We start from the raw sequence: 21658 nt of genomic DNA, 5'->3' as shown, positions 1-21658 counted from the left end.
CGGAGCCAGCCGAACATACCAACCCAGGCCCAGCCGGGGAGACTTGACTGACTACCCCCACCCGAACGGGTGACCGCGCGGCTGGCCGGTGCCGCGCCACTTGACCGCGACGGACACCTTGTCGCCCTTGACCTTCACGAACTGGAGCGCCGCGCCGTCCTTGTCACCGACGGCGGGGCCGTCCTGGATCGGCACCTCGTTCGCACCGTTGAGGCTCGCGGCGAGGATGGTGCCGCCGCTGCCACTGCCGCCCGCGAGGCCGCTCTGCACCTCGATGGACTGGCCCCCGTGCTGCGCGTGGTTGGCGCCCTTGCCCTTGGCGCTGCCGTTGGACTGGTTTCCGCTGTCAGCGACCGCCGGGATGACGGCGGCGGCGACACCGGCCGCGGCGACCACCGCGACACCGGAGATGACCAGGCTCTTACGACGCTTCGCGGACGTAAAGAATGTCCCCATGATTCTGTTTTCTCCCCGTAACTCAGCTGACACCCCCTGCGTCAGCTTCTGGGCTTTGTCACGGAGTGGATCTGAGTCTGGACTCAATCCAACTATGTGACGTGCATCACTCTGGATTGAAGTCTTCGAGGACTTCGAGGAGCTCGAGAAGACCGAGGAGACGAGAAGATCGAGAGAGGAGATCGAAAAGGGAGCGCGGCAGGGTCAGCCCGCCCGGTGCACCACCGCGTCGCACAGCTCCACCAGCGCCGCCTTCGCATCGCACTCGGGGAGCGGAGCGAGCGTGGAGCGGGCCTCCTCGGCGTACCGCACGGTGTCGCGGCGGGCCTGCTCCAGGGCCGGGTGGGCGCGCAGGAGGGAGAGCGCCTCGGTATGCCGGGCGTCGTCCGTCAGATCCGAGTCGAGCAGCTCGGCGAGCGCGATGTCCTCGGCCAGCCCGAGCCGCTCCACGCGCTCGCGCAGCCGCAGCACGGGGAGGGTGGGAATGCCCTCGCGCAGGTCGGTGCCCGGTGTCTTGCCGGACTCGTGCGAATCGCTGGCGATGTCCAATACGTCATCGGCGAGCTGGAAGGCGACACCGAGCCGCTCCCCGTACTGCGTGAGCACGTCCACCACGGTCTCGTCGGCGCCCGACATCATCGCGCCGAACCGTCCCGACACGGCGATCAGCGAGCCGGTCTTTCCGCCGATCACGTCCAGGTAGTGGTCGATCGGGTCGCGGCCGTCGCGTGGTCCGGCCGTCTCCAGGATCTGGCCGGTGACCAGGCGCTCGAACGCCTCGGCCTGGATCCGGACCGCCTCCGGCCCGAGGTCGGCCAGGATGTGCGAGGCGCGCGCGAACAGGAAGTCGCCGGTGAGTACCGCTACCGAGTTGCCCCAACGGATGTTAGCGCTGGGCACTCCGCGGCGTACGTCCGCCTCGTCCATCACGTCGTCGTGGTACAGCGTGGCGAGGTGGGTCAGCTCCACGACCACGGCGGAGGGCACAACGCCCGGCGCGTACGGGTCACCGAACTGCGCGGCGAGCATCACGAGCAGCGGCCGGAACCGCTTGCCGCCCGCACGCACCAGGTGCTGCGCGGCTTCCGTGATGAACGGGACCTCACTCTTGGTGGCCTCGATCAGGCCTTCCTCGACAGCCGCCAATCCGGCCTGGACATCGGCTTCGAGAGCCTGGTCCCGCACGCTCAGCCCGAACGGCCCGACGACGGTCACGAGGGTCTCCTGTCTGCTGACGCTCTCAAGGGCGGTCTCTGCGTGCTCTTGGTGCTGACTGCTGCTGATGTGTCTTTGTGTGCTGTTTCTGTGCTGTGTGTCATGCGTGCTGTGAGTGTTTGTCGATGTGTCACTGCTCGCACTCAAGTCAGCGTATCCGGTCGCCTTTCGATCACAGTGAGCGCCCGCCCGTCCAGACCAGGCCCTATCGGATCAATGGCGGTATGTTCCCAGCGACCTGCAACGACAACGAAGCACACGGCACGGAAGGTTCCGCTCCCACCACTTCGGGATCACCGGCCCGAGGAAGACCTCAGGACGTACGCCCGCGCACGCGAGGAGCTGCTTCCGTGACGGTCGCCGTAGGGCGGAACAGCCGCTCCAGCACGACCGCGATCCCGTCCTCCTCGTTCGAGAGGGTCACCTCGTCGGCCACCGCCTTGAGGTCGGGGTGGGCATTGGCCATCGCTACGCCGTGGGTGGCCCAGTCGAACATGGGGATGTCGTTGGGCATGTCACCGAAAGCGATCGTTGTGGTGCGGGTGAGACCGAGGTGGGCGGCGGCGAGGGCGAGGCCCGTCGCCTTGTTCACTCCGCATGGCTGAAGTTCGACGGTGCCGGGTCCGGACATCGTGACGGAGGCGAGGGAACCGACCGCTCCGCGAGCCGCCGACGCCAACTCGTCGTCCGTCAGGCATGGATGACGCAGAAGCACCTTGCTGATGGGCTGCGTCCACAGGTCGTCGCGGTGGGGAACCCGAACCGCCGGCAACGTCGGATGCGGCATCTCGTACCCCGGTTCGATCAACGTGAGCCCGTCGACACCGTCCTGGTCCACGGCCGCGTACACGTCCCCGACCTCCGCCTCTATCTTGCCGAGCGCCGTCTCGGCCAACTCCCGGTCGAGGGTCACCGACCACACCATGCGGTGGGCCCCTGCGTCGTACAACTGCGCCCCCTGCCCGCACACCGCCAGCCCCTGACCACCCAAGTCGGCGAGCAACGGCTGTACGCGCGGCGCCGGGCGCCCGGTCACGACTATGTGCCGGGCTCCTGCCGTGGCCGCCATCGCCAGCGCGGTCCGTGACCGGTCGGAGAGGGTGTCGTCGCCGCGGAGCAGCGTTCCGTCCAGGTCAGTGGCGATAAGTGAATATGCGATCGGTGCGGCCATGATCAGAGAATACGGACCGAACGGCCCAACGACCCGGCCCGAACCGGACGTCGTCCGAAACCCCGACCATCCCGCACGCCACCCCAGTCCGACGGCGATCCCCGCACAGGCAGACTTGCTCCTTGCCGCCGAGTTCCCGGCGTCAACTCCCCTGTGGCGATGCGAACTCGAACTCTTGAAACGGGAGGTGCGCCCGGCCCTCCCCGCCACTGGCCCGTCTGGACCCTGGAGGAAGGCGTATGACCTCGTTCCAGCAACATCTGCGCACGACCGCCCCCGAGATCCTGAAACGCTTCCCGGACCAACTCAAACCCGAGATCTACGCCGTCTCCTTCCGCATCTGGCGAATCGACTACGACCCCAGGCAGCCGTACGTCGCGATCGGCTACAACACCGAGAGCCAGTACCGGCGGGAGACCCGGCCGGAGAACCCGGGTGAAGCCCGCTGGAATTACGCCTGCTGGCTGCTGGACGGGTTCGAGACGCTCGGGAACGTTCCTGAGGATCCGGTCGGGAGCCCGCTTTACGTCGACGAGGTGAAGCGGCTCGGCCTCTGGTTCGACGGTGAAGGTGACGACGCGAGCGACGACCAGTACGAGGCACTGGGCGAGCACTTCGCCGACGCCTGTACGAGCCTCGCCCGCCACCTCCACGACAGTGGCCGGCTCAAGGAGATCCTCGGCCGCCCCGTCCCCGTGCAGGTCTTCGACATGGACTGCCCGGGCTGGGAGGTGGAGGCCACCCAGGCCGCCAACCCGCCCGAACTCGTCGCCGACTTCCTGTCTTGGCAGCGAGCCGCGGCGGGCGAGTCGTAAGCCTCTCGGACGCCCCGTGCGCAACTCCGTCGTAACGTGATCCCCACCCACACGGAAAGCGAGGCAGCACCCTATGCCCCCCTTCGAGGTCCCCGAGGGCGATCCCTTCGGCCCGCACAACCTTCCGTACGGCGTGTTCTCCCCGGCCAACTCCGAGGAGCGCGGTGTCGGCGTCCGGCTGGGCGACCACGTCCTCGACGTGGGCGGCGCGGCCCGGGCGCTCGGCTCCCCGTACGTCAGGCTGCTCGCCCGCCGTTCGCTCGACCCGCTGCTCGCGGCGGGCCGTACGGCCTGGTCGGATGTGCGACGAGCGATCACGGCGTGGCTGACCGTGCCCGCCCACCGGGAGACCGTCGAACCCCTGATGCACCCGCTCTCCGAAGTCACCCTGCACCTCCCCTTCACGGTCGCGGACTACGTCGACTTCTACGCATCGGAAAACCACGCCCGCAACGTCGGCAAGATCTTCCGCCCCGACGCCGCCGACTCCCTCACCCCCAACTGGAAGCACCTGCCGATCGGTTATCACGGCCGGTCCGGCACCGTGGTGGTGTCCGGCACGGACGTGGTACGCCCCTGTGGCCAGCGCAAGGCGCCCACGGACCCCGAGCCGGTCTTCGGGCCGTCCGTCCGCCTGGACATCGAGGCAGAGGTCGGCTTCGTGGTGGGTACGCCCTCCGCCATGGGCTCACGGGTGCCGCTGAGCGACTTCCGCGACCATGTCTTCGGCCTCTGCCTCCTCAACGACTGGTCCGCGCGCGACCTCCAGGCTTGGGAGTACGTCCCCCTCGGCCCCTTCCTCGGCAAGTCCTTCGCCACGTCGGTGTCGGCCTGGATCACGCCGCTCGACGCCCTGGACGACGCCCGGGTCGCGCCCCCGTCCCGCACTCACCCCCTGCTCCCCTACCTGGACGACTCCTCCGAGGAACCCGGCGGCTACGACCTGCGTATCTCCGTCGCCCTCAACGGCCACGTCATCTCCGAGCCACCCTTCTCCACCATGTACTGGACCGCCGCCCAGCAGTTGGCCCATATGACGGTGAACGGCGCATCCCTGCGCACCGGCGACCTCTACGGCTCGGGAACGGTGAGCGGAGCCAGCGAGCGCGAACGCGGATCGCTGCTGGAGCTGACCTGGAACGGTCGCGACACCCTCGAACTCCTCGACGGCAAGCGGACGTTCCTCGAGGACGGCGACGTCGTCACGCTGACGGCCTGGGCACCGGGGCCGAACGGAACCCGGGTGGGACTGGGCGAGGTGACGGGGCAGGTCGTACCGAGCGTGTGAGTACCTCTCTCACCTGCTGTGCCTCACCTGGCCAGAGCGTGTGAGTGCCTTGCTCGTCCGCTCTGCCTCACCTGGCCGTCCGTCCCACCCGGCCGCTATATCCAGTCGTCCGGCGCGTCCTGCTCATCGGGCTCGCCCCAGTCCTCCCGATCCGGCTCCCGCTCCCCCGAGTCCCCGCCCTCGGCCGCGCCGGCCGGTGACTCGGGCGAGTCCGGAGCCAGGGAGGCGAGCACCCCGAGCACCCCGTCCCCGTACGTCGCGAGCTTCTTCTCGCCGACCCCGCTGATCGCGCCCAACTCCACGATGGACGTGGGCCCCACCATGGCGATCTCCCGAAGTGTCGCGTCGTGAAAGATGACGTACGCCGGAACTCCCTGCTCCTTGGCCTGCGCGGCACGCCACGTACGCAGGGCCTCGAAGGCGGGGACCAGCTCCTCGGGCAGCTCGACCGCCGCGGCCTTGGGCTTGCGCTCGCCCCTGGGCGACGCCGACTTCGTGGTCACCGGCTTCTTCGGCTCCTTGCGCAGCGGAACCTCCCGCTCGCGCCGCAGCACCGTGCCGCTCGCCTCGGTCAGTACGAGCGTCCCGTACTCGCCCTCGACCGCGAGCAGTCCCTGGGCCAGCAACTGCCGTACGACTCCTCGCCATTCGCCCTCGGACAGCTCCTCGCCGATGCCGAACACGGACAGCTGATCGTGGTCGAACTGTATGACCTTGGCGGTTCTGCGCCCGAGCAGAATGTCGACGATCTGGACCGCCCCGAACTTCTGCCCGCGCTCGCGCTGCAATCGCACCACCGTGGACAGCACCTTCTGGGCCGCGACCGTGCCGTCCCAGGTCTCCGGAGGGACCAGGCAGGTGTCGCAGTTCCCGCACGCCGTGGTCTCGGCGTCCTGGCCGAAGTAGGCGAGCAGTTGGGCCCGGCGGCACTGAACCGTCTCGCACAGCGCGAGCATCGCGTCGAGGTGCGCCGCGGCCCGCCGCTGGAACGCCTCGTCGCCCTCACCGGACTGGATCAGCTTGCGCTGCTGTATGACGTCGTTCAGGCCGTACGCCATCCATGCCGTGGAGGGCAGTCCGTCGCGGCCCGCGCGGCCCGTCTCCTGGTAGTAGCCCTCGACCGACTTCGGCAGGTCGAGATGGGCGACGAACCGTACATCCGGCTTGTCGATGCCCATGCCGAAGGCGATGGTGGCGCAGACGACCAGGCCCTCCTCGCGCAGGAACCGCGACTGGTGCGCCGCGCGCGTGCCCGCGTCCAGGCCCGCGTGGTACGGCACCGCCTCGATGCCGTTGCGACAGAGGAACTCGGCCGTCTTCTCCACGGAGTTGCGCGACAGGCAGTACACGATGCCCGCGTCGCCCGCGTGCTCCTCCTTCAAGAAGGTCAGCAACTGCTTCTTGGGGTCGGCCTTCGGCACGATCCGGTACTGGATGTTGGGGCGGTCGAAGCTCGCCACGAAATGGCGAGCGTCCGGCATGCCCAGGCGCTGCGTGATCTCCTGGTGCGTCGCGTCCGTGGCCGTCGCGGTCAGTGCGATGCGCGGTACGTCGGGCCAGCGCTCACCCAGCAGTGAGAGCGCCAGATAGTCGGGGCGGAAGTCATGGCCCCACTGGGACACACAGTGCGCCTCGTCGATCGCGAAGACCGAGATCTTGCCGCGGGCGAGGAGGTCTAGCGTGGACTCCAGCCGCAGCCGCTCCGGCGCGAGGTAGATGACGTCGAGCTCGCCCGCCAGGAACTCCGCCTCGACCACGCGCCGCTCGTCAAAGTCCTGCGTGGAGTTCATGAACCCGGCGCGCACGCCGAGCGCCCGCAGCGCGTCCACCTGGTCCTGCATCAGCGCGATCAGGGGCGAGACCACCACACCCGTACCAGGTCTGACCAGGGACGGGATCTGGTAGCAGAGCGACTTGCCGCCGCCGGTCGGCATGAGCACCACGGCGTCGCCGCCGGCCACCACATGCTCGATGACCGCTTCCTGCTCGCCGCGGAACGCCTCGTACCCGAAGACACGGCGGAGCGTGCCCAGCACCTCGCTCTCCGCGAGCCCCGCGACCGTGCTCCCGCCGAGGCCCACGGCCTGCCCGGCCAGCCCTGCGGACTGCTCGGCAAGCCCCGCCACGACCCTGTCCTCTTCGGTCATCACACCCATCCCGCCAGTCCCGCTCAGCCCGCTCATTGCTCTGTCCCCCGTCGCACGTCGCGCCTCGACCACTGCGTCCACGATAGGGGCCGCCACTGACAGCCTCAGAGTTATCCACAGGCTGCCTTCCATGACTACTCCCGCTGGACACGCACAAGGCCCCGGCTCCCACGAAGGGTGCCGGGGCCCACGCAACGGGTACGCACGTCAGCGCACGAACACTCCCGCCTGTCCCGCCAGATCCAGGAAGTACTGCGGCGCCACACCGAGTACGAGCGTGACCACCACACCGAACGCGATCGCCGTCATCGTCAGCGGTGACGGCACCGCCACCGTCGGCCCCTCCGGCTTCGGCTCGCTGAAGAACATGAGCACGATCACGCGGATGTAGAAGAACGCCGCGATGGCCGACGAGATCACACCGACCACGACGATCGCGCCCGCGCCACCCTCCGCCGCCGCCTTGAACACGGCGAACTTCCCGGCGAAGCCGGAGGTGAGCGGAATGCCCGCGAAGGCCAGCAGGAAGACCGCGAACACCGCCGCCACCAGGGGCGAACGCCGCCCGAGCCCTGCCCACTTGGACAGATGCGTGGCCTCGCCGCCCGCGTCCCGCACCAGGGTGACGACCGCGAACGCGCCGATCGTGACGAAGGAGTAGGCGCCCAGGTAGAAGAGCACGGACGAGATGCCGTCCGCCGAGGTCGCGATGACACCGGCGAGGATGAACCCGGCGTGGGCGATCGACGAGTACGCCAGGAGCCGCTTGATGTCGGTCTGCGTGATCGCGACGATCGCGCCGCCCAGCATGGTGACGATCGCGACGGCCCACATCACCGGCCGCCAGTCCCAGCTGAGGCCCGGCAGCACCACGTACAGCAGACGCAGCAGCGCCCCGAAGGCGGCCACCTTGGTGGCGGCGGCCATGAAGCCGGTCACCGGGGTCGGTGCGCCTTGATAGACGTCCGGGGTCCACATGTGGAACGGCACCGCGCCCACCTTGAACAGCAGGCCCATGACGAGCATCGCGGCGCCGATGAGCAGCAGCGCGTCGTTGCCCATGGTCTCCGCGAGCGCCGGGGTCACGTTCTCGATCGAGCCGTCGACGACCTGCGCGATCGTCGCGTACGACACCGAGCCCGCGTAGCCGTACAGCAGGGCGATGCCGAAGAGCGTGAACGCGGAGGCGAAGGCGCCGAGCAGGAAGTACTTGACCGCGGCCTCCTGCGACATGATCCGCTTGCGGCGGGCCACGGCGCACAGCAGGTAGAGCGGCAGCGAGAAGACTTCCAGGGCGATGAACAGCGTCAACAGGTCGTTGGCCGCCGGGAACAAGAGCATTCCGCCGATGGCGAAGAGGAGCAGCGGGAACACCTCGGTGGTGGTGAACCCGGCCTTCACCGCGGCTTTTTCGCTGTCGCTGCCGGGCACGGACGCGGCCTGCGCGGCGAACGAGTCGACGCGGTTTCCGTGCGCCACGGGGTCGAGCCGCCGTTCGGCGAAGGTGAACACGCCGAGCAGACCGGCCAGCAGGATCGTGCCCTGCAAGAAGAGCGCCGGCCCGTCGACCGCGATGGCGCCCATCGCCACGATGCCGGCCTTCGTGGTGCCGTATCCCCTGGTCGCGAGCGCGATGACCGCGGCGAAGGCGGCGGCGAGTGAGACGACGGACAGGAACACCTGGGCGTAGTAACGGGACTTGCGCGGCACGAACGCCTCGAGGAGCACGCCGATGATCGCCGCACCGATGACGATCAGGGTGGGCGACAACTGCCCGTATTCGATCTTGGGCGCGTCGATCTTCTCGATCGGATCGGCCGCCATTGTCCACAGGCTGTGGACGGCTGTTGCGCTCACTTGGCCGCCTCCACCTCAGGCTCGGGGTCCTGCTTCTGTACATCGGACATGGTGTGCTCGACCGCCGGGTTGACGATGTCGGTGAGCGGCTTCGGGAAGACACCCAGGAAGATCAGCAGGGCGATCAGCGGGGTGACGACCACGAGTTCCCGCACCCTCAGGTCGGGCATGGCCGAGACCTCGGGCTTCACCGGGCCCGTCATCGTCCTCTGGTAGAGGACGAGGGTGTAGAGCGCGGCAAGGACGATGCCGAAGGTGGCGATGATCCCGATCACCGGGTAGCGCGTGAACGTGCCGACCAGGACCAGGAATTCACTCACGAACGGCGCGAGGCCGGGCAGCGAGAGGGTCGCGAGGCTGCCGATCAGGAAGGTGCCGGCGAGTACCGGGGCGACTTTCTGCACTCCTCCGTAGTCGGCGATCAGCCGCGAGCCGCGCCGCGAGATCAGGAAGCCGGCCACCAACATCAGGGCGGCGGTGGAGATCCCGTGGTTGACCATGTAGAGCGTCGCGCCCGACTGGCCCTGGCTGGTCATCGCGAAGATGCCCATGATGATGAACCCGAAGTGCGAGATCGACGCGTACGCCACCAGCCGCTTGATGTCACGCTGCCCGACCGCGAGCAACGCCCCGTAGACGATGCTGATCAGGGCGAGTACGAGAATGACCGGCGTCGCCCACTTCGATGCCTCCGGGAAGAGCTGGAGGCAAAAGCGCAGCATCGCGAAGGTGCCGACCTTGTCGACCACGGCTGTGATCAGTACGGCGACCGGGGCCGTCGACTCCTGCATCGCGTTCGGCAGCCAGGTGTGCAGCGGCCACAGGGGTGCCTTCACGGCGAACGCGAAGAAGAAGCCCAGGAAGAGCCAGCGTTCGGTGCTGGTCGCCATGTCCAGCGTGCCGTTGGCCCGGGCCTCGGCGATCTCCTGCAGCGAGAAGTTTCCGGCCACTACGTAGAGGCCGATGACGGCGGCCAGCATGATCAGGCCGCCGGCCAGGTTGTAGAGGAGGAACTTCACGGCGGCGTACGAGCGTTGGGCCGCCGCCTTCTCGTCCGTGCCCGCGTGGGCGCGGTCTCCGAAGCCGCCGATGAGGAAGTACATCGGGATGAGCATGGCTTCGAAGAAGATGTAGAAGAGGAAGACATCGGTGGCCTCGAAGGAGAGGATCACCATCGCCTCGACGGCGAGGATCAGGGCGAAGAAGCCCTGTGTCGGACGCCAGCGGCTGCTGCGGGTCTCCAGCGGGTCGGCGTCGTGCCAGCCCGCGAGGATCACGAACGGGATCAGCAGCGCGGTCAGCGCGATCAGCGCCACCCCGATGCCGTCCACACCCAGCTCGTAGCGCACCCCGAAGTCCGCGATCCAGGCGTGGGATTCGGTGAGTTGGTAGCGGTCGCCGCCGGGCTCGAAGCGGACCAGGACCACCACGGCGAGTACCAGGGTGGCGAGCGAGACCAGCAGCGCCAGCCATTTGGCGGCGGTGCGGCGCGCGGCCGGCACGGCGGCCGTGGCGATCGCCCCGAGGGCCGGGAGCGCCGCCGTCGCTGTCAGCAGTGGAAAGGACATCGGTATCAGACCGCCCTCATCAGCAGGGTCGCGGCGATGAGGACCGCCGCACCGCCGAACATCGAGACCGCGTACGAGCGCGCGAAGCCGTTCTGCAGCCTGCGCAGCCGTCCGGACAGGCCGCCCATGGAGGCCGCCGTGCCGTTGACGACCCCGTCGACCAGGGTGTGGTCGACGTACACCAGGGAGCGCGTGAGGTGCTCTCCGCCGCGTACGAGGACGACGTGGTTGAAGTCGTCCTGGAGGAGGTCACGCCGAGCGGCCCGGGTGAGCAGAGAGCCACGCGGGGCGACGACGGGCACGGGACGGCGCCCGTACTGGGCGTAGGCGACGCCGACGCCGATGACCATCACGGCCACCGTGGAGAGAGTGACCGTCAGGGCGCTGACCGGCGGATGCCCGTGCGCGTGGTCGGTGACGGGCTCCAGCCAGTGGATGAACCGGTCGCCGATGCTGAAGAACCCTCCCGCGAACACCGAACCGAAGGCGAGCACGATCATCGGGATAGTCATGGACCTCGGGGACTCGTGCGGGTGGGGTTCGGCGTGCTCGCCGTGCGTCTCGGCGGCGGGCTCCACGCTCGGCTCGGCCGGGGACGGCGTCGGAGCATGCCGCCAGCGCTCCTCTCCGAAGAACGTCATCAGCATCACGCGCGTCATGTAGTACGCGGTGATGGCCGCGCCAAGGAGGGCCACGCCTCCGAGGATCCAGCCCTCGGTGCCGCCCTTGGCGAAGGCCGCCTCGATGATCTTGTCCTTGGAGAAGAAGCCGGACAGGCCGGGGAAGCCGATGATGGCGAGGTAGCCGAGGCCGAAGGTGACGAAGGTGACCGGCATGTACTTCCTGAGGCCGCCGTACTTCCTCATGTCGACCTCGTCGTTCATGCCGTGCATGACCGAACCGGCGCCGAGGAAGAGCCCGGCCTTGAAGAAGCCGTGCGTCACCAGGTGCATGATCGCGAAGGCGTAGCCGATGGGGCCGAGGCCCGCGGCGAGGATCATGTAGCCGATCTGCGACATGGTCGAGCCGGCCAGCGCCTTCTTGATGTCGTCCTTCGCGCAACCGACGATCGCACCGAACAGGAGCGTGACGGCGCCGACGACGGTCACGGCCAGCTGAGCGTCCGGCGCGGCGTTGAAGATCGCGCCGGAGCGCACGATCAGGTACACGCCCGCGGTCACCATCGTCGCGGCGTGGATGAGGGCCGAGACCGGGGTCGGGCCCTCCATCGCGTCCCCGAGCCAGGACTGCAGCGGCACCTGGGCGGACTTGCCGCAGGCGGCGAGCAGCAGCATCAGACCGATGGCGGTGAGCTTGCCCTCGCTCGTCTCGCCCGTCGCCTCGAGTACGGGCCCGAAGGCGAAGGTGCCGAACCAGGCGAACATCAGCATGATCGCGATGGAAAGGCCCATGTCGCCGACGCGGTTGACCAGGAAGGCCTTCTTCGCGGCCGTGGCAGCGCTGGGCTTGTGCTGCCAGAAGCCGATCAGCAGGTACGAGGCGAGGCCGACGCCCTCCCAGCCGACGTACAGCAGCAGGTAGTTGTCGGCGAGGACGAGCAGCAGCATCGCCGCGAGGAACAGGTTCAGATAGCCGAAGAAGCGGCGGCGCCGCTCGTCGTGCTCCATGTACCCGATCGAGTACACGTGGATCAGCGAGCCGACGCCGCTGATCAGCAGGACGAACGTCATCGACAGCTGGTCGAGCTGGAAGGCGACGTCCGCCTGGAAGCTCTCCACGGGGACCCAGCTGAACAGGTGCTGGGTCATCTCCCGGTCTTCCGCGCCCTTCCCGAGCATGTCGGCGAAGAGGATCGCGCCGATCACGAAGGAGGCGGCCGCGAGGACGGTGCCGATCCAGTGGCCGACGGCATCGAGCCGTCGGCCACCGCACAGCAGTACGGCCGCTCCGAGCAGAGGCGCCGCTACCAGCAGCGCAATCAGGTTCTCCACGATTCAGCGACCCCTTAGAGCTTCATCAGGCTGGCGTCGTCGACCGAGGCCGAGTGGCGGGTACGGAACAGGGACACAATGATCGCGAGCCCGACCACGACCTCCGCGGCGGCGACGACCATCGTGAAGAAGGCCATGATCTGGCCGTCGAGATTGCCGTGCATCCGAGAGAAGGCCACGAGCGCGAGGTTGCAGGCGTTGAGCATGAGCTCGACGCACATGAACACCACGATCGCGTTCCGCCTGATCAGGACGCCGGTGGCGCCGATCGTGAACAACAGGGCGGCGAGGTAGAGGTAGTTGACGGGATTCACTTCTTGGCCTCCTCTTCCCGGCCGAGCCGTTCCTCCGCGCGCTGCTCCAGGGCCTTGAGGTCATTGATCGCCTCGTTGGACACATCGCGGATCTGGCCGCGCTCCCGCAGCGTCTTGTGGACAGTGAGCTCGGACGCGGTGCCGTCCGGGAGGAGGCCGGCGATGTCCACCGCGTTGTGCCGGGCGTAGACGCCGGGGGCGGGCAACGGCGGGAGCTGCTTGCCTTCCCGTACGCGCTGCTCGGCCAGCTCTCGCTGGGTCTTGGCCCGCTCGGTGCGCTCCCGGTGCGTGAGCACCATGGCGCCGACGGCGGCCGTGATGAGCAGGGCGCCGGTGAGCTCGAAGGCGAAGACGTACTTCGTGAAGATGAGGGCGGCGAGACCCTCCACATTGCCACCGGCGTTGGCCTGGCCCAGGCCGCTGAACTCGTTCAGCGAGGCGTTGCCGATTCCCGCGCAGAGCAGGATGCCGAAGCCGAGGCCGCACAGGAGGGCCAGCCAGCGCTGCCCCTTGATGGTCTCCTTCAGGGAGTCGGCGGCGGTGACGCCGACGAGCATGACCACGAAGAGGAAAAGCATCATGATCGCGCCGGTGTAGACGACGATCTGCACGATGCCCAGGAAATAGGCGCCGTTGGCGAGGTAGAACACCGCCAGGATGATCATGGTTCCGGCGAGGCAGAGCGCGCTGTGCACAGCCTTCTTCATGAAGACGGTGCACAGGGCGCCGATCACCGCGATGGTGCCGAGGACCCAGAACTGGAAGGCCTCTCCGGTGGAGGTGGTGTAGGCGGCGAGATCCATCATTGGCCGATCACCTTTTCCGACGCCGGCTCGTCCGGGCCGAAGGTCGAGGCGGCCTCCTGCGGCACCTCTCCCTTGGAGAGGGCAACCTGGCGCTCCGTACCCGGCGCAGCCTCCGTGACCAGACCTCGGTAGTAGTCCTGCTCGTCCGTCCCGGGGAAGATCGAGTGCGGGCTGTCGACCATGCCCTCTTCGAGGCCGGCGAGCAGCTGCTCCTTGGTGTAGATGAGGTTGGCGCGGCTGGTGTCAGCCAGCTCGAACTCGTTCGTCATCGTCAGCGCGCGCGTGGGGCACGCCTCGATGCACAGCCCGCACAGGATGCAGCGGGCGTAGTTGATCTGGTAGACGCGGCCGTACCGCTCGCCCGGGGAGTAGCGCTCCTCCTCGGTGTTGTCCGCGCCCTCCACATAGATCGCGTCCGCCGGGCAGGCCCAGGCGCACAGCTCGCAGCCGATGCACTTCTCCAGGCCGTCCGGATGGCGGTTGAGCTGGTGCCGACCGTGGAATCGCGGGGCGGTGGTCTTCTTCTGTTCGGGGTACTGCTCGGTCAGCCGCTTCTTGAACATGGCCTTGAAGGTCACGCCGAAACCTGCGACGGGGTTCTGGAAACCGGGTTTGGTCTCCTTCTGCTCATCAGCCATCGGACGCCTCCTTTCCGTCACGAGATCCATCGGTTCCGTCACTGGCAGTATCGACCCCACCACTGACAATCAACTCCCGCTCCCGGCGCGGGCTTCGCCTCGGCACCGGTGGCAGCGTCTGTCCCGGCAGCGGTGGTACGGGGAATCCGCCCGCCATCGGGTCGAAGGCGACGGCCTCCGCGGGCGCCTCCTGCGCTTCCTTGCCGGACTTCCGATCGCGGAACATGTCGACGGCGAACGAGAGCACCAGCAGGCCGAGGACCGCTGCGGCGACATAGAGGGCAATGTCGGCGAAGTCGTAGTTCTCGTTGCGCAGGGTCCGTACGGTCGCGACGGCCATCAGCCAGGTGACCGAGACCGGAAGGAGGACCTTCCAGCCGAACTTCATCAGCTGGTCGTAGCGGACACGGGGCAGCGTGCCGCGCAGCCAGATGAAGAAGAACAGCGACACCTGCACCTTGAGGACGAACCAAAGCATCGGCCACCAGCCGTGGTTGGCACCCTCCCAGAACGTGCTGACCGGCCAGGGAGCCCGCCAGCCGCCGAGGAAGAGCGTCACCGCCACGGCCGAGACCGTCACCATGTTCACGTACTCGGCGAGCATGAACATCGCGAACTTGATCGACGAGTACTCGGTGTTGAAACCGCCCACCAGATCGCCCTCGGATTCCGGCATGTCGAGGGGCGCACGGTTGGTCTCGCCGACCATCGTCGCGACGTAGATCAGGAAGGAGACCGGCAGCAGCACGATGTACCAGCGGTCCTGCTGCGACTCGACGATCGCCGAGGTCGACATCGACCCGGAGTAGAGGAACACCGAGGCGAAGGCGACACCCATCGCGATCTCGTACGAGATCATCTGCGCGCAGGCCCGGAGGCCGCCCAGCAGCGGATAGGTGGATCCAGAACTCCAGCCCGCCAGCACGATCCCGTAGATGCCCACCGAGGCGACCGCGAGGATGTAGAGCATCGCGATCGGCAGGTCGGTGAGCTGCATCGCGGTGCGCTGGCCGAAGATCGAAATTTCGTTGCCGGCCGGTCCGAAGGGGATCACGGCGATCGCCATGAAGGCCGGGATCGCGGCGACGACCGGCGCGAGGACGTAGACCACCTTGTCCGCGCGCTTGACGATGACGTCTTCCTTGAGCATCAACTTCATGCCGTCGGCGAGCGACTGGAGCATGCCCCAGGGGCCGTGCCGGTTGGGGCCGATGCGCAGCTGCATCCAGGCGACGACCTTGCGCTCCCACACGATGGAGAAGAGCACGGTCAACATCAGGAAGGCGAAGCAGAAGACCGCCTTGATGACGACCAGCCACCAGGGGTCGCGGCCGAACATGGAGAGGTCTTCAGCCGCGAGGTACGACGCCGCGGTGAGGTCCGGAGTCATGCCTTCACCTCCTTGGGGGCCTCGGGGGCGAGCGTCGCCGGGCCGATGCGGACGAGGTCACCGGGGATCGCGCCGGTGTCGGAGGCGACACCTCCTCCGGCGGAGTTCAGCGGGAGCCACACCACGCGGTCGGGCATCTCCGTGATCTGCAGCGGGAATTCGACCACTCCGGAGGGGCCGGTTACGGCGAGCACATCGCCGCTCTTGACGCCGGCCTCGGCTGCCGTGGCGGCCGACACGCGCGCGCGTGCGGCATGCCGGGTCCCGGCGAGCGCCTCGTCGCCCTCCTGGAGGCGGCCCTGGTCGAGCAACAGCCGGTGCCCGGCGAGGACTGCCTCCCCGGCGGCGGGGCGCGGCAGTTGGGCTCCTGTCTCCAGGGGCTCGGTGGCCCGCGCACCGTCCCAGGCACCGAGCCGGTCGAGCTCCACGCGCGCGGTGCGCAGATCGGGCAGCCCCAGGTGTACGTCCATGGCGTCCGCGAGCATCTGCAGGACGCGGGCGTCGGTCGGCGCCAGCCGGCGGGTCATCTGGTCGGGCTTGAGCGCCGCCTCGAAGGACCGGGCCCGGCCCTCCCAGTTGAGGAAGGTGCCCGCCTTCTCCGCAACGGCGGCGACGGGGAGTACGACATCCGCGTGCTCGGTGACCTCACTGGGGCGCAGTTCGAGCGACACCAGGAAGCCCACTTCGGAAAGTGCCGCACGCGCGCGTGCCGGATCGGGCAGGTCCGCGACCTCGACGCCGGCCACGACGAGCGCGGCCAGCTCACCGGTGGCGGCGGCCTCGACGATCTGGCCGGTGTCACGTCCGTCCCGGAGCGGGAGTTCGGAGACTCCCCAGGCGGCTGCGACCTCGACCCGCGCGCGCGAGTCGGTGGCCGGACGCCCGCCCGGCAGCAGGGAGGGCAGCGCGCCCGCCTCGATGGCGCCGCGCTCCCCGGCCCGGCGCGGGATCCACACCAGTTCGGCACCCGTCGCGGAGGCGGCCCGTACGGCGGCGGTGAGCCCGCCCGCCACGGCGGCCAGCCGCTCCCCTACGACGATCACGGCGCCCTCGGCGCGCAGGCCTTCGGAGGCCGTCGCGCCGTCGCCTTCAAGGCCGACACCGGAGGCGAGCGCGTCCAGCCACTCGGTCTCGGTGCCGGGCGCGGCGGGCAGCAGCGTGCCGCCCGCCTTCTCCAGTCCGCGGGTCGCGTGCGTGGCGAGCGCGAACGTCTTCTGCCCGTGCTTGCGCCAGGCCTTGCGCAGCCGCAGGAAGACGCCGGGCACCTCCTCCTCGGCCTCGATGCCGACGAGCAGGACGGCGGGTGCCTTCTCCAGGGAGGTGTACGTGACGCCCGTACCGTCGAGGTCACGGCCGTGTCCGGCGACCCGGGCGGCCAGGAAGGCGGCCTCCTCGCCGCTGTGCACGCGCGCGCGGAAGTCGATGTCGTTCGTGTCGAGGGCCACGCGCGCGAACTTGCTGTACGCGTAGGCGTCTTCGACGGTGAGCCGCCCGCCGGTCAGGACACCGGTCCTGGAGCGGGCCGCCAGCAGCCCTTCGGCCGCCGCCGCAAGGGCCTCGGGCCACGAGGCGGGCTCCAGCTCACCGGATTCGCCGCGCACCAGGGGCGTCGTCAGACGGTCCCGCTGCTGCGCGTACCGGAAGCCGAACCGCCCCTTGTCGCACATCCACTCCTCGTTGACCTCGGGGTCGGGAGCCGCGAGCCTCCGCATGACCTTGCCGCGCCGGTGGTCGGTACGGGTCGCGCAGCCGCCGGAGCAGTGCTCGCACACCGAAGGCGAGGAGACGAGGTCGAAGGGGCGCGAGCGGAAGCGGTACGCCGCCGATGTCAGCGCGCCCACCGGGCAGATCTGGATGGTGTTCCCGGAGAAGTACGACTCGAAGGGATCGCCCTCTCCGGTGCCGACCTGCTGTAGTGCGCCCCGTTCGAGCAGCTCGATCATCGGGTCGCCCGCGACCTGGTTGCTGAACCGGGTGCACCGGGCGCACAGCACGCACCGCTCACGGTCGAGCAGCACCTGGGGCGAGATGGGGACGGGCTTCTCGAAGGTCCGCTTCTTGCCCTCGAAGCGGGACTCGGCGTTGCCGTGCGACATGGCCTGGTTCTGTAGGGGGCACTCGCCGCCCTTGTCGCAGACCGGGCAGTCCAGCGGGTGGTTGATGAGCAGGAGCTCCATCACACCCTTCTGGGCCTTCTCGGCGACAGGAGAGGTGAGATGGGTCTTGACGACCATTCCGTCCGTGCAGGTGATCGTGCAGGACGCCATGGGCTTGCGCTGGCCCTCGACCTCGACGATGCACTGGCGGCAGGCGCCGGCCGGGTCGAGAAGCGGGTGGTCGCAGAAGCGGGGGATCTCGATGCCGAGCTGTTCGGCGGCGCGGATGACCAGGGTGCCCTTGGGCACGCTGATCTCGATGCCGTCGATGGTCAGCGAGACGAGATCTTCCGGCGGAACCGCCGCCTCCCCGCCCCCGGAGGGAGCGCTGGTGGTCACGGTCATGCGTTCACCTCCGCGTGCTTGTCCTTGTCGGCCCAGGCCGTGGACTTGGCCGGGTCGAAGGGGCAGCCCCGGCCCGTGATGTGCTCCTCGTACTCCTCGCGGAAGTACTTGAGGGAGGAGAAGATCGGCGAGGCGGCGCCGTCGCCGAGGGCGCAGAAGGACTTGCCGTTGATGTTGTCGGCGATGTCGTTCAGCTTGTCGAGGTCGGACATGACGCCCTTGCCGGCCTCGATGTCGCGCAGCAACTGCACGAGCCAGTACGTCCCTTCGCGGCAGGGCGTGCACTTGCCGCAGGACTCATGGGCGTAGAACTCCGTCCACCGCGTCACCGCCCGCACGACACACGTCGTCTCGTCGAAACACTGCAGAGCTTTGGTGCCGAGCATGGAACCCGCGGCGCCCACTCCTTCGTAATCAAGAGGGACGTCGAGGTGCTCGTCGGTGAACATCGGGGTCGAAGAGCCGCCCGGCGTCCAGAACTTGAGCCGGTGCCCCGGCCGCATCCCGCCGCTCATGTCGAGGAGTTGGCGGAGCGTGATGCCGAGCGGGGCCTCGTACTGACCGGGACGGGCGACATGGCCGCTGAGCGAGTAGAGCGTGAAGCCCGGGGACTTCTCGCTCCCCATCGATCGGAACCATTCCTTGCCCTTGTGGAGAATCGCGGGAACTGACGCGATCGACTCGACGTTATTCACCACAGTCGGGCACGCGTAGAGCCCCGCGACAGCAGGAAAGGGGGGACGAAGTCGCGGCTGGCCACGGCGGCCCTCGAGCGAGTCGAGCAGTGCGGTCTCCTCACCACAGATGTACGCGCCCGCGCCCGCGTGCACGGTGACCTGGAGGTCGAGTCCGCTGCCCAGGATGTTCTCGCCGAGGTACCCCGCCGCATACGCCTCCCGTACTGCCTCGTGCAGACGCCTCAGCACGGGGACAACTTCACCGCGCAGATAGATGAAGGCATGCGAAGAACGGATCGCGTAACAGGCGATCACGATGCCCTCGATGAGGCTATGCGGGTTCGCGAAGAGAAGCGGGATGTCCTTACAGGTGCCCGGTTCCGATTCGTCGGCGTTGACAACTAGATAGTGAGGCTTGCCATCGCCCTGCGGGATGAACTGCCACTTCATGCCCGTAGGGAATCCCGCGCCGCCGCGTCCACGCAGACCGGAGTCCTTCACGTACGCGATGAGGTCGTCCGGCGACATGGCCAGCGCCTTGCGGAGCCCCTCGTACCCCTCGTGCCTTCGGTACACGTCCAGCGTCCAGGACTTGTCCTCGTCCCAGAAGGCCGACAGCACGGGTGCGAGCAGCTTCTCCGGGCCGGTGTCTTTGATCTCGGCTGCCAAGGTCATCACTCCCCCTCCTCGGAGACCGGGCCCGCAGGATGCGCGGGGTCGGAGGCCGAGGTTCGCTGCGGCGCGTCATGCGAGCTGAGGTGCTCGGCGGGCGGCTGGTCCTGCGGACCGCCGGAGCCCCGCGGGTGCACCACGCGCGCGGGAGTCATCTCGCCCTTCGCCAGCCGGAGGCCGATCAGTGAGGCCGGTCCCGCACTGCCGCCCGCCTCGACGGCTCCGGGGCGCTCGTCGGGGAAGCCGGCCAGGACCCGTGCGGTCTCCTTGAACGTGCACAAGGGGGCACCGCGCGTCGGTTCGACCTGTGCACCCGCCCGCAGGTCGTCCACGAGGCGCTTGGCGGTGTCCACGGTCTGGTTGTCGAAGAACTCCCAGTTGACCATCACGACCGGGGCGAAGTCGCAGGCCGCGTTGCACTCGATGTGCTCCAGGGTGACCTTGCCGTCGTCGGTGGTCTCGCCGTTGCCGACACCTAGGTGGTCCTGGAGGGCCTCGAAGATCGCGTCGCCGCCCATCACCGCGCACAGGGTGTTGGTGCAGACGCCTACCTGGTAGTCACCGGAGGGCTTGCGCCGGTACATGGTGTAGAAGGTGGCGACCGCGGTGACCTCGGCCGTGGTCAGGTCCAGCATGTCGGCGCAGAACTGCATGCCGGTGCGCGTGACATGGCCCTCCTCCGACTGCACGAGATGCAGCAATGGCAGGAGGGCGGACCGGGAGTCCGGGTAGCGGGCGATGACCTCGCGCGCGTCGGCTTCGAGCCGGGCTCGAACGTCGTCCGGGTAGTCGGGCGCGGGCAGTTGGGGCATGCCCAGGCTGACGCCCTGTGCCTGTACGCCCTGCTCGGAAGGAGTGGTGGTCACCGGTCGACGCCTCCCATCACGGGGTCGATGGACGCGACGGCGACGATGACGTCGGCGACCTGGCCGCCCTCGCACATCGCCGCCATGGCCTGCAGATTGGTGAAGGACGGGTCGCGGTAGTGGACCCGGTAGGGACGGGTGCCGCCGTCGGACACGGCATGCACCCCGAGTTCGCCCTTGGGCGACTCGACGGCCGCGTACGCCTGGCCGGGCGGGACCCTGAAGCCCTCGGTCACCAGCTTGAAGTGGTGGATCAGGGACTCCATGGAGGTGCCCATGATCTGCTTGATGTGGTCGAGGGAGTTGCCCAGGCCGTCGGGGCCGAGAGCCAGTTGTGCGGGCCAGGCGATCTTCTTGTCGGCGACCATGACCGGACCGGGCTTCAGCCGGTCCAGGCACTGCTCGATGATCCGCAACGACTGGCGCATCTCCTCCAGGCGGATCAAAAAGCGCCCGTACGCGTCACAGGTGTCGGCGGTCGGGACGTCGAAGTCGTACGTCTCGTAGCCGCAGTACGGCTGCGACTTGCGCAGGTCGTGTGGGAGGCCGGCCGAGCGGAGGATCGGGCCGGTGGCGCCGAGGGCCATGCAGCCGGCCAGGTCGAGGTAGCCGATGTCCTGCATACGGGCCTTGAAGACGGGGTTCCCGGTGGCGAGCTTGTCGTACTCGGGAAGGTTCTTCTTCATCTTCTTCACGAACTCGCGGATCTGGTCCACCGCGCCCGGCGGCAGGTCCTGGGCGAGGCCGCCGGGCCTGATGTACGCGTGGTTCATGCGCAGGCCGGTGATCAACTCATAGATGTCGAGAACGAGTTCACGATCACGGAAGCCGTAGATCATGATCGTGGTGGCGCCGAGTTCCATGCCTCCGGTGGCGATGCACACCAGGTGCGAGGAGAGCCGGTTCAGCTCCATCAGGAGCACGCGGATGATGGAGGCGCGATCGGGGACCTGGTCCTCGATGCCGAGGAGCTTCTCGACGGCGAGGCAGTATCCGGTCTCGTTGAAGAACGACGTCAGGTAGTCCATGCGCGTCACGAAGGTCGTGCCCTGCGTCCACGTACGGAACTCGAGGTTCTTCTCGATGCCGGTGTGCAGATAACCGATTCCGCAGCGGGCTTCGGTGACCGTCTCGCCGTCGATCTCCAGGATCAGCCGGAGCACGCCGTGGGTGGACGGGTGCTGCGGGCCCATGTTGACGACGATGCGTTCGTCGTCGGCCCGGGCCGCGGTCTGGACGACCTCGTCCCAGTCGCCGCCTGTGACCGTGTAGACGGTGCCTTCCGTGGTCTCGCGGGCGGATGCGGCACTGGTCATCACAGCCTC

17 protein-coding genes are annotated in these 21658 nt (G+C 68.4%); 2 read left to right on the top strand and 15 right to left on the bottom strand.

Annotated elements, in window-relative coordinates:
• Positions 1 to 51: 51 nt before the first annotated feature.
• The 3 genes from OHT21_RS27635 to OHT21_RS27625 form a co-directional block, all read right to left on the bottom strand.
• Positions 52 to 456 (bottom strand): hypothetical protein, encoded by a 405-nt coding sequence (locus tag OHT21_RS27635; protein WP_328771021.1) that lies wholly within the window; start codon positions 454 to 456, stop codon positions 52 to 54.
• A 204-nt stretch (positions 457 to 660) separates the two neighbouring features.
• Entirely contained in the window at positions 661 to 1671 is a 1011-nt protein-coding gene (locus OHT21_RS27630; RefSeq protein WP_328771020.1) for a polyprenyl synthetase family protein, read from the bottom strand.
• A gap of 313 nt (positions 1672 to 1984) precedes the next feature.
• A complete protein-coding gene (locus OHT21_RS27625) occupies positions 1985 to 2842 on the bottom strand; it encodes an HAD family hydrolase (RefSeq protein ID WP_328771019.1) in 858 nt (285 codons plus the stop codon).
• A gap of 239 nt (positions 2843 to 3081) precedes the next feature.
• Between OHT21_RS27625 and OHT21_RS27620 the strand changes: the two genes are divergently transcribed.
• Both OHT21_RS27620 and fahA read left to right on the top strand, forming a co-directional pair.
• Positions 3082 to 3657: a hypothetical protein gene (locus tag OHT21_RS27620; RefSeq protein ID WP_328771018.1), complete on the top strand. Its 576-nt coding sequence runs from the start codon at positions 3082 to 3084 to the stop codon at positions 3655 to 3657.
• 73 nt (positions 3658 to 3730) lie between these two features.
• Positions 3731 to 4945, top strand: coding sequence for a fumarylacetoacetase (gene fahA, locus OHT21_RS27615; RefSeq protein WP_328771017.1), 1215 nt, complete (start codon positions 3731 to 3733; stop codon positions 4943 to 4945).
• Between the two features lie 95 nt (positions 4946 to 5040).
• On the opposite strand, the gene recQ is transcribed toward fahA, so the two are convergent.
• The 12 genes from recQ to OHT21_RS27555 form a co-directional block, all read right to left on the bottom strand.
• Positions 5041 to 7092: a DNA helicase RecQ gene (recQ, locus tag OHT21_RS27610; RefSeq protein ID WP_328771016.1), complete on the bottom strand. Its 2052-nt coding sequence runs from the start codon at positions 7090 to 7092 to the stop codon at positions 5041 to 5043.
• Positions 7093 to 7299: 207 nt separating this feature from the next.
• The gene (gene nuoN / locus OHT21_RS27605; RefSeq protein WP_328771015.1) at positions 7300 to 8949 is read right to left on the bottom strand and encodes an NADH-quinone oxidoreductase subunit NuoN; all 1650 of its coding nucleotides are present in this window, start codon (positions 8947 to 8949) and stop codon (positions 7300 to 7302) included.
• Positions 8946 to 10517, bottom strand: a complete 1572-nt coding sequence (locus OHT21_RS27600) for an NADH-quinone oxidoreductase subunit M (RefSeq protein ID WP_328771014.1) — start codon at positions 10515 to 10517, stop codon at positions 8946 to 8948. Before OHT21_RS27600 ends, nuoN begins: the two co-directional genes overlap by 4 nt.
• 5 nt (positions 10518 to 10522) lie before the next feature.
• A complete protein-coding gene (nuoL, locus tag OHT21_RS27595; protein WP_328771013.1) occupies positions 10523 to 12469 on the bottom strand; it encodes an NADH-quinone oxidoreductase subunit L in 1947 nt (648 codons plus the stop codon).
• 14 nt (positions 12470 to 12483) lie between these two features.
• Entirely contained in the window at positions 12484 to 12783 is a 300-nt protein-coding gene (gene nuoK, locus OHT21_RS27590) for an NADH-quinone oxidoreductase subunit NuoK (RefSeq protein ID WP_328771012.1), read from the bottom strand.
• Positions 12780 to 13589 (bottom strand): NADH-quinone oxidoreductase subunit J, encoded by an 810-nt coding sequence (locus OHT21_RS27585; RefSeq protein ID WP_328771011.1) that lies wholly within the window; start codon positions 13587 to 13589, stop codon positions 12780 to 12782. Before OHT21_RS27585 ends, nuoK begins: the two co-directional genes overlap by 4 nt.
• Positions 13586 to 14227 (bottom strand): NADH-quinone oxidoreductase subunit NuoI, encoded by a 642-nt coding sequence (gene nuoI / locus OHT21_RS27580; protein ID WP_328771010.1) that lies wholly within the window; start codon positions 14225 to 14227, stop codon positions 13586 to 13588. Before nuoI ends, OHT21_RS27585 begins: the two co-directional genes overlap by 4 nt.
• Positions 14220 to 15617: an NADH-quinone oxidoreductase subunit NuoH gene (nuoH, locus tag OHT21_RS27575; protein WP_328771009.1), complete on the bottom strand. Its 1398-nt coding sequence runs from the start codon at positions 15615 to 15617 to the stop codon at positions 14220 to 14222. The genes nuoI and nuoH overlap by 8 nt, the downstream gene beginning before the upstream one ends.
• Entirely contained in the window at positions 15614 to 18118 is a 2505-nt protein-coding gene (locus tag OHT21_RS27570; protein ID WP_328771008.1) for an NADH-quinone oxidoreductase subunit G, read from the bottom strand. Before OHT21_RS27570 ends, nuoH begins: the two co-directional genes overlap by 4 nt.
• The gene (gene nuoF, locus OHT21_RS27565) at positions 18115 to 19473 is read right to left on the bottom strand and encodes an NADH-quinone oxidoreductase subunit NuoF (RefSeq protein ID WP_328771007.1); all 1359 of its coding nucleotides are present in this window, start codon (positions 19471 to 19473) and stop codon (positions 18115 to 18117) included. The genes OHT21_RS27570 and nuoF overlap by 4 nt, the downstream gene beginning before the upstream one ends.
• Positions 19470 to 20279 carry an NADH-quinone oxidoreductase subunit NuoE gene (nuoE, locus tag OHT21_RS27560; RefSeq protein WP_443050669.1) on the bottom strand — a complete coding sequence of 270 codons (810 nt, stop codon included), beginning with the start codon at positions 20277 to 20279 and terminating at the stop codon, positions 19470 to 19472. The genes nuoF and nuoE overlap by 4 nt, the downstream gene beginning before the upstream one ends.
• 50 nt (positions 20280 to 20329) lie before the next feature.
• A complete protein-coding gene (locus OHT21_RS27555; RefSeq protein ID WP_328771005.1) occupies positions 20330 to 21652 on the bottom strand; it encodes an NADH-quinone oxidoreductase subunit D in 1323 nt (440 codons plus the stop codon).
• Positions 21653 to 21658 lie beyond the last annotated feature (6 nt).

Source organism: Streptomyces sp. NBC_00286, from assembly GCF_036173125.1.
Lineage (GTDB): Bacteria > Actinomycetota > Actinomycetes > Streptomycetales > Streptomycetaceae > Streptomyces.
This window is presented reverse-complemented; position numbering and strand designations above follow the sequence as displayed.